Source organism: Microvirga sp. jy35, assembly GCF_056148915.1.
In genome coordinates, this window is sequence record NZ_JBWBEW010000032.1 from 53,556 (window position 1) to 60,647 (window position 7,092).

At 58.1% G+C, this 7,092-nt stretch carries 8 protein-coding genes; 2 read left to right on the forward strand and 6 right to left on the reverse strand.

Annotation, left to right across the window (positions count from 1 at the left end; all coding sequences use genetic code 11):
- Positions 1-50: 50 nt before the first annotated feature.
- Together AC0QTX_RS19975 and AC0QTX_RS19980 are read right to left on the reverse strand one after the other, a co-directional pair.
- Positions 51-1,550, reverse strand: a complete 1,500-nt coding sequence (locus AC0QTX_RS19975; RefSeq protein ID WP_474605573.1) for a tripartite tricarboxylate transporter permease — start codon at positions 1,548-1,550, stop codon at positions 51-53.
- A 3-nt stretch (positions 1,551-1,553) separates the two neighbouring features.
- Positions 1,554-2,012, reverse strand: a complete 459-nt coding sequence (locus tag AC0QTX_RS19980) for a tripartite tricarboxylate transporter TctB family protein (RefSeq protein ID WP_474605574.1) — start codon at positions 2,010-2,012, stop codon at positions 1,554-1,556.
- Between the two features lie 576 nt (positions 2,013-2,588).
- Between AC0QTX_RS19980 and AC0QTX_RS19985 the strand changes: the two genes are divergently transcribed.
- Complete coding sequence (locus AC0QTX_RS19985) at positions 2,589-3,563, forward strand: Bug family tripartite tricarboxylate transporter substrate binding protein (RefSeq protein WP_474605575.1); 975 nt, start codon at positions 2,589-2,591, stop codon at positions 3,561-3,563.
- A 616-nt stretch (positions 3,564-4,179) separates the two neighbouring features.
- Positions 4,180-5,703: a peptidoglycan-binding protein gene (locus AC0QTX_RS19990; RefSeq protein ID WP_474605576.1), complete on the forward strand. Its 1,524-nt coding sequence runs from the start codon at positions 4,180-4,182 to the stop codon at positions 5,701-5,703.
- Positions 5,704-5,831: 128 nt separating this feature from the next.
- On the opposite strand, the gene AC0QTX_RS19995 is transcribed toward AC0QTX_RS19990, so the two are convergent.
- The 4 genes from AC0QTX_RS19995 to AC0QTX_RS20010 form a co-directional block, all read right to left on the reverse strand.
- Positions 5,832-6,149, reverse strand: coding sequence for a hypothetical protein (locus AC0QTX_RS19995; protein ID WP_474605577.1), 318 nt, complete (start codon positions 6,147-6,149; stop codon positions 5,832-5,834).
- 46 nt (positions 6,150-6,195) lie between these two features.
- Positions 6,196-6,336, reverse strand: coding sequence for a hypothetical protein (locus tag AC0QTX_RS20000; protein WP_474605578.1), 141 nt, complete (start codon positions 6,334-6,336; stop codon positions 6,196-6,198).
- A gap of 32 nt (positions 6,337-6,368) precedes the next feature.
- Complete coding sequence (locus AC0QTX_RS20005) at positions 6,369-6,677, reverse strand: hypothetical protein (RefSeq protein WP_474605579.1); 309 nt, start codon at positions 6,675-6,677, stop codon at positions 6,369-6,371.
- Positions 6,678-6,781: 104 nt separating this feature from the next.
- The coding region (locus tag AC0QTX_RS20010) for an MbcA/ParS/Xre antitoxin family protein (protein WP_474605580.1) at positions 6,782-7,092 on the reverse strand (311 nt) is incomplete at its 5' end.

Sequence of the window (7,092 nt, forward strand, 5' to 3'; positions counted from 1 at the left end):
CAATGAGGCATGGCAGGAACGACCGCGGTTTATCTCCATGTCGGCTGGCCTCACTCCTTGAGGGCTTCATCCCGTTTCCTGCGAATTGAAGGCAGGGCTGCTAGGATCAGCAAAATCGCTGCAGATGCCAGCAACGTTCCGCTGATGGGACGTTCAACAAAAGTCATGAGATCGCCCCGAGACATCATGAGAGCCCGGCTAAAATACTGCTCGATCATAGGACTGAGAACGAGCGCCAGGAAGAACGGGGCCGGCTCGCAATCTAAAACGCGCAGGAAATATCCCAACAGCCCGAAGAAAACCATGACGTAGATATCGAAATTGCTGTTGTTGAGGCTGAAAACGCCAATGGCGGTGAAAACCATGATGGCTGGAAATAGCAGCTTGTAGGGTATGCTCAGCAGCCTGACCCACACGCCCACCAATGGAAGGTTGAGCACGAGCAGCATGAGATTGCCAAGCCACATCGACGCGATTAGCCCCCAGAATAGGTTGGGCTGCTCGCGAATGACTGCCGGGCCGGGCTGAACGCCGTGGATGATCATCGCACCTATCATGAGAGCCATGACGACGTTCGATGGAATGCCGAGCGTTAGCATGGGGATGAAGGATGTCTGTGAGCCCGCATTGTTCGCTGACTCGGGACCTGCAATTCCCTCGATTGCTCCCGTACCGAAGCGCTCCGGTTCCTTGGAGATGCGCTTTTCGACTGCATAAGACGCAAACGACGAGAGGAGCGCGCCTCCGCCGGGCAGCACCCCCAGTGCGGCACCGATTCCTGTACCTCGAAGAACCGGCCCGATAATTCGCACAAGCTGCGACCTTGTCGGCAGGAGATTGGTGATAGCTCCGGTATAGGTCGATCTCTTCTCGGGATTGCTGAGATTGTCGATGATTTCTGCCAGTCCGAAAACCCCCATGGCTGCGGCGACGATGTCGATCCCATCGGACAACTCCAGCAGATCGAACGTGAACCGGTTGACGCCCGAGTTGATGTCGGTTCCGACTAATCCCGCCAGGAGGCCAAGGACGATCATTGCAAGAGCCTTCAGCAACGATCCTTGCGCGAGCACAATAGATGCAAGCAAACCGAGGATCATGACGGAAAAGTAGTCCGCTGCTCCAAATTTCAGCGCAATACTTGCAAGAGCTGGCGCAAACAGAGCAATCACCATCGTCGCGATCGTTCCCGCGACGAACGATCCGATAGCAGCGGTGCTGAGCGCCAATCCCGCCTGTCCCTTGCGGGCCATCTGGTGGCCGTCCAGCGCCGTCACGACGGATGAGGCTTCTCCCGGCAGATTGACGAGGATGGCGGTAGTCGATCCGCCGTACTGGGCGCCATAGTAGATGCCGGCCAACATAATGAGCGATGCCGTTGGATCCATGCTGAAGGTAATCGGCAGCAGCATAGCGATCGTCGCCGATGGGCCGAGACCCGGCAGGACCCCGATGAAGGTCCCCAGTACACAGCCGATGAAGCAGTAGAGCAAGTTGCTCGGCGATGCAGCTACCCCGAAGCCGGTTTGTAGGTTCGTGAAGAGATCCATTTCCTACCGGCCCGAGTACAAGGCGCCAACAATCGGAAGCGACAAGCCGAGCGCGTAGACAAAGATGACCGCACTGCCTGCCGCCAAGATGAGGGCGGTGATTATAGCCTTCGCAACACTGAGCTCTGTGCTCGCCGCAGCGCCAGCAAGAACCATGGCGACTATGGAAATGACCAGTCCAGCGGGGCGGATCAATAGGCCGAACAGCAGCGAGCCGCCCAGGATCATCGCCGCTACTCTAATTCGCGGGATCGTCATGGATACGATCTCGCCGAAAAAGGACCGGATCGTCAGGATCGCTCCGATGAACGCCAGCAAGCAGCCGAGCGCGAGAGGAAAGAAGCCTGGCCCGAGCGACCGGAGTGTGCCGAAAGGATAGTCCTTCGATAAGAGGACGGCTCCAATACCCGTTAAAAAGAAGCATATCCCTGAAAAGAAGTCGCTGGCTTTTCTTAGAGCCATCGTCCGATCGCCCCTCCGTGCTCCTTGCAGGATGGATTGCCCGCTCGGTTGCCCCGCTCCCGTATGCAGAGTTCTGGACCTGCCTTAGCCAGCCAAATCACTCAAGGCTGCGGAAAGAATTACTAAGCTCCCGCATCACTATCGGTAGCGGGGTGGATGACATACTGATCAGTATCTTCGATTAAATCAAGCTGAATCAGTTTCCCTCACCCTTGGCCCGGTATCGCACGAGCCAATCTGCGCATCGTCCTTTCGTTCAGCGGTTGGTGTCTATGCGCTCGCATTGGCCAGTCAGGAGGCGCCATGGCAGGTGCAAGGCGTGCGAAGTTTCTCAAGGCGCAGGGCGCGCGCCCGGACCGCGTACCTTTCGGTATGTGGCGGTTGATCGGTTGTAGAGCTCGGTAAGAATATCAGGTCACGTTCCAGGGTTTTATATGTCTTCCTCGCCATTTAAACCATCATTCTCGTTCTTTCCCAATGTGTGAGCTTTATCCAACGAGACATCTTTCCACATACTGGCTGGGATGCTAGCTTGGAGGAAACGATACCTTGCGCTTCGCAAAGGGAGGTCCAATCATGCATAAGGGTAAAGCACTCGCGTTCATCACCAGTGCCATCCTGGCTCTTGCTTCAGCAGCCGCAGGATCGGCAGGTGCATACCCGGATCGAGTCATCACCATTGTCGTTCCGTATGCAGCGGGCGGTCCGACGGACGTAGCCGCACGGATCATTGCAGACCAGATGTCCAAAGACTTGGGTCAGAATGTCGTGGTGGAGAATCGTCCCGGCGCCGGCACGGTCGTCGGAACGGAGGCTGTCGCCAGGGCGCAGAAGGATGGACATACGCTCCTCGTGACGGCGGCAACAACCTTCTCAACCAACCCCCATACAATCAAGAACATCCGCTACAAACTCGAAGACTTCGCGCCGATTTCATTGTTGGCTCGGGTACCCTTCGTATTTGTCGTAAAGAATGATTTCCCGGCAAAGGACGTGAAGGAATTCATTACCTATGCGAATGCTAGCCCTGATGGCGTGGACTTGGGAACGCTGGGCGCAGGTACCGTTCCGCACATTATCGGCGGAATGATGGATGCTGCGCTCGGGATCAAGTTGACACCCATCCCCTATGGCGGAGCGGCCCCGATCCTGTCCGATATCCTGGGAGGGAACCTCGATAGCTATATCGCCTCCGTTGCCGACGCCACGCCAAACCACAAGGAGGGACGCTACCGTGTCTTGGCGTCTCTCAGCGCCGAGCGCCCTCAGCAACTTCCCGATATCCCGACATTCGTGGAACTCGGCTATAAAGACCTTGTCGGCGATAGCTGGTTCGCAGCCTTCGCTCCAGCCGGAACCGCCGACGAAATCATTCGAACCTTGAACAGGGCGATGGTGAAAGCAGTTGCATCTGGAGCCTACCAGGAACGCATGATCCAGCTGGGCAACACTCCGGTCTCATCCACTTCTGAGGAGCTTCAAGCGTTTGTCACCAGTGAAAACCAACGATGGGGCAAGATAATCAAAGCGCTTGGCATCGAGTCTAAATAGGCAACCTCCCTTTGATCCAGTCTGGCTTTGAAAAATTTCGGTTCATTCGATCGGATCGAGATCGGCCGGTGCGCTCGCAACGATCAACTCGACCAGCTCTTGCTCCAGAAAGAGGCGTGACCGCCCTTGTCGAGGCAAGGCGAAGCACTGACTCGGACAACTTGCCGATGGTGGCGCACGTGGTCCCCACAGGCTGTTGCGGCGCTGGCGTACCACAGGGGCGGGAAGTACGCCTGGAGCGGTGATGTCATGGCGAGCTCCGGGCATACGTTTCTGAGCCGGGAAGCCGAGAGAGGCTCACTCAGTCAGGCAGATGTGTACGCAAGGCCGGGTATCAGGGGAGCCTCCGAACCCAGTGCAGGGCGTCTAATCGATCAGCCCGGCCTGATCGCGAATCGGCATTCTCTTGAAGAGGTCGCAATACCCTCCCGTCGCTCGTTCTCCTACGCCCTAACCTTTGGGCTCTGACCAAAACAGCTGGGTGGAGTAGCCTGGAAGCCCAGCGCGAGCCTACCTATTGTGGAATGACCTCTCATTGCAATTCGCGATACATTTGGTAGCGGCGTGTTGTGGGACTGGAACGATGAAGGGGCTGAGGGGCAGTACCATTGCGGGCGTGATCCTGGTGGCCTGTGCATCCGCCCAAGCCGCTGACATTAAGGTCATCTCGGAAAAGGAGCTCACGATTGTTTCAGTCGCGGGCGAACTCAATTTCCGGGACGAGGAGGCCTTCACCGATAAGGTGCTACGCCTGAAGGACGCTGTAGTGGTGTTCGACAGTGTCGGTGGCAACCTGGTTGCCGGGATTGAAATCGGCAAGGCTATCCGACGGAAGGGGTTTGGCACGCTTGTGCTAGACAACAGGCTGTGTGCCTCTGCCTGTGCGCTGGCATGGCTGGGGGGCAAAACACGGTGGGCAGGACCCCGGGCAAAGAATGCCGTCCACGCTGCCTGGATGTTCAGAAACGGCATGAAGCAAGAGACGGGTTCCGGAAATGCCCTCGTCGGCGCGTACCTGAACACCCTTGGCCTGACGGACGAGGCCATCGTATTTATCACCAGCGCGGCCCCGGGTGAGGCAGAGTTCCTGAGCTTCCAGAAGGCTGAAGCCCTTAGCATCGCTGTGAAGCAGTTTGGCGCGGGACCCGAGCCCCAGCAGGCCGCAACGAAGGCCGAGCCAGAGCTGTCAAAGCCGTGGGTATCTGCAGAGCCGGATGCCTGTTACTACGATCCCAGTGCACGGGCGCCGGAGCCAGCGACAGCCGGTCCCACGCAGCCTGTGGAAACCAGAATTGCCGGGCTTCCGCCGGTATGGCGACCCACTGAGCCGGAGATGAGGCCCCAGGTCCTTGACCTGACCGACCTGGACGCCGCCTCACAGGTTCAGCGCCGCCTTCAGGAGCGGGCCTTCTTCCATGGGCTCGTCGATGGGGTGTGGGGAAAGCGGTCGCGGATTGCCCTCCGGGATTTCAAGATCCGCAACGGGCTCGGCGCGGATGACCGATGGGATCTGAGGACGCAGCTGGCGGTCTTTGACGACCGCTACCCGACAGCCCCTGCAGCGTACGTACCGGCCGATCCCGAGCAGGATGAGGCTGGGCTCTTCATCCCCCTTGCCGCCGGCAATGGAGCCTCGCTTCACCCGCTCAATCCAGGGGACTCCTTGCAGATCCAGGCCCGGCTCTTTGAGCTCGGGTACTATCGCAAAACAGGCGATGGGGTTTGGGGCTTGGCCTCCCGCTCTGCCCTGACCGACTTCAAAGTCGCCAACAATCTTCCGCCGGATGACATTTGGGACAGGAGCGTCGAACAGGCCGTGCAACGGTCTCAAGCGATCCCAGTCTCGGAAACTCCCTTTGGTGAGTGGGTTCAGCCCGGAACGGCATGCGGTGACCCAAACAACCCCCAACGGCTCGTGATCGCCGCCAAGGCTGTGACCGCCGGTCTGGGATCCTGCGCGCTGGATCCGCCGCTTCAACGTTCGGAGCAAGGCTGGACAGCCAGTGGCGTGTGTACTCGAGGATCAGCGTCGGCGCCGGCTCGGGTCAGATTCCAGGTGCTGAAGGGGCGTTTGGTGGATCGCTCCGCCGTCGGTGCCGTCCCGAACGACAAACCTGCTGTTTTCAACCGCTGCATGTGACCAGTCAGAAGCCAACCGAGCGTTCCCAAGGAGCGCCCTTGCCCTCCTACGGCGGATCCCAGTCGCACAACAGTCAGCGTGGAATAGCCTCATTCCTCCGGCCCAAGTCGGGAACTACAACAGATCTACTATCTCTTCTGCCGGAACTCACAATCGGGTTTGTGGCCTATGACTTCTGCAATGAAGTGGCTTTCAGCTCCAGCGCCCGGCTTAAGGTGACCGCAGAGCGGGCAAGCTGGGAGAAGGGGGCCGTCGCCACCTGAGGACATGTAGCCACTGCCTTGCCCTTGCCGGAAGCTGGACCACTCGAAGCGGGTGCGCCACCGTTTCAGGGTCGCCTTCGTGACTTCAAGCTCATTGAGACGACCCATGACGTGACGGAACAGCTCGCTGTTCTCATGATCGCTCTCAGCCAATTTTCCTATCTGCTCTGAAATGTCGCTCAAGCAAAGTTCTCCATAGAAAGTAGGGTAGTCCACTCTGTGAAAGCCACTACGCCGGCGCAGGCTGCTTCCAGGGGATGTACGAAACGTAGTTGAGGGTGAGGAAGAGCAGGGACAGCGACTTCTGCGCGGCAATGCGCAGTTCTTCAGGTTCCTTCGTCGGGCCGTCGTACACGAGCAGACAGCTCAATCCCGTCTGATCTGTCTTGGTTTCAGCCCACATCACTCGATGTTGATCGAACCGGGCGTGTGCGTCACCACATAGCCGCCGATCCTGTGCGAGGCCGGTACGTTGAGTGCGATCTTCTTCTCCTTGGCCTCTTCCTTGAGTTCGACGTTACCGAGGCCAGGACTGTGCCCCCGAATGCTGGAGTAAGGCCCATTGAAGATGCCTTTGAAGGCAAAGCGGGAGGGCGGGGTAATAGGGATCAGCTCGATCAAGCGACGGGCGTCCTTCCGGGGGAAGGTTGAGCCATCGGTGACAAGGCGATCGAGGATCGCATTGGCTTCCAAGCGGGTCTGCACGTTCATCTCCTACTCCTTCATGACCGAGCCATTTTCATCACCTGCTCCCCATGGTCCCCGCCTGTTCACGGGATGCCAGCTGCTCTATCCTGATGATGCCCTATCGTAGATCATTTCAAATTTTGTTCACCGGAAAGGCAGGCTTCTAGATAGCGCAGAACGTCTCTGAGGCCTGCACTCGACCGCATCAGTTCGATGGGACAGCCGGTCAGAGCTGTATTGTAGCTTCTCAGCCAAGAAATCGTCGTGGCTGCATCACCACCAGCCACCCTATCAAGCAAGTGATGTATCTGGAGAAAGAGAGCCGCCTTTTCAGAGACATTCGGAGAGCCCTTCAGAGGAGGGTCGTCGTTGTTCAGATCGGATCCGCCGGTGATTGTCGCAAGTTCCTGTTCTGAAATCTGGAGCCGCTTGGCCGCTT

Coding starts and splice junctions, on each gene's coding strand:
- AC0QTX_RS19975 (WP_474605573.1), bottom strand. CDS start 1,550: ATGGATCTCTTCACGAACCTACAAACCGGCTTCGGGGTAGCTGCATCG.
- AC0QTX_RS19985 (WP_474605575.1), top strand. CDS start 2,589: ATGCATAAGGGTAAAGCACTCGCGTTCATCACCAGTGCCATCCTGGCT.
- AC0QTX_RS19980 (WP_474605574.1), bottom strand. CDS start 2,012: ATGGCTCTAAGAAAAGCCAGCGACTTCTTTTCAGGGATATGCTTCTTT.
- AC0QTX_RS20005 (WP_474605579.1), bottom strand. CDS start 6,677: ATGAACGTGCAGACCCGCTTGGAAGCCAATGCGATCCTCGATCGCCTT.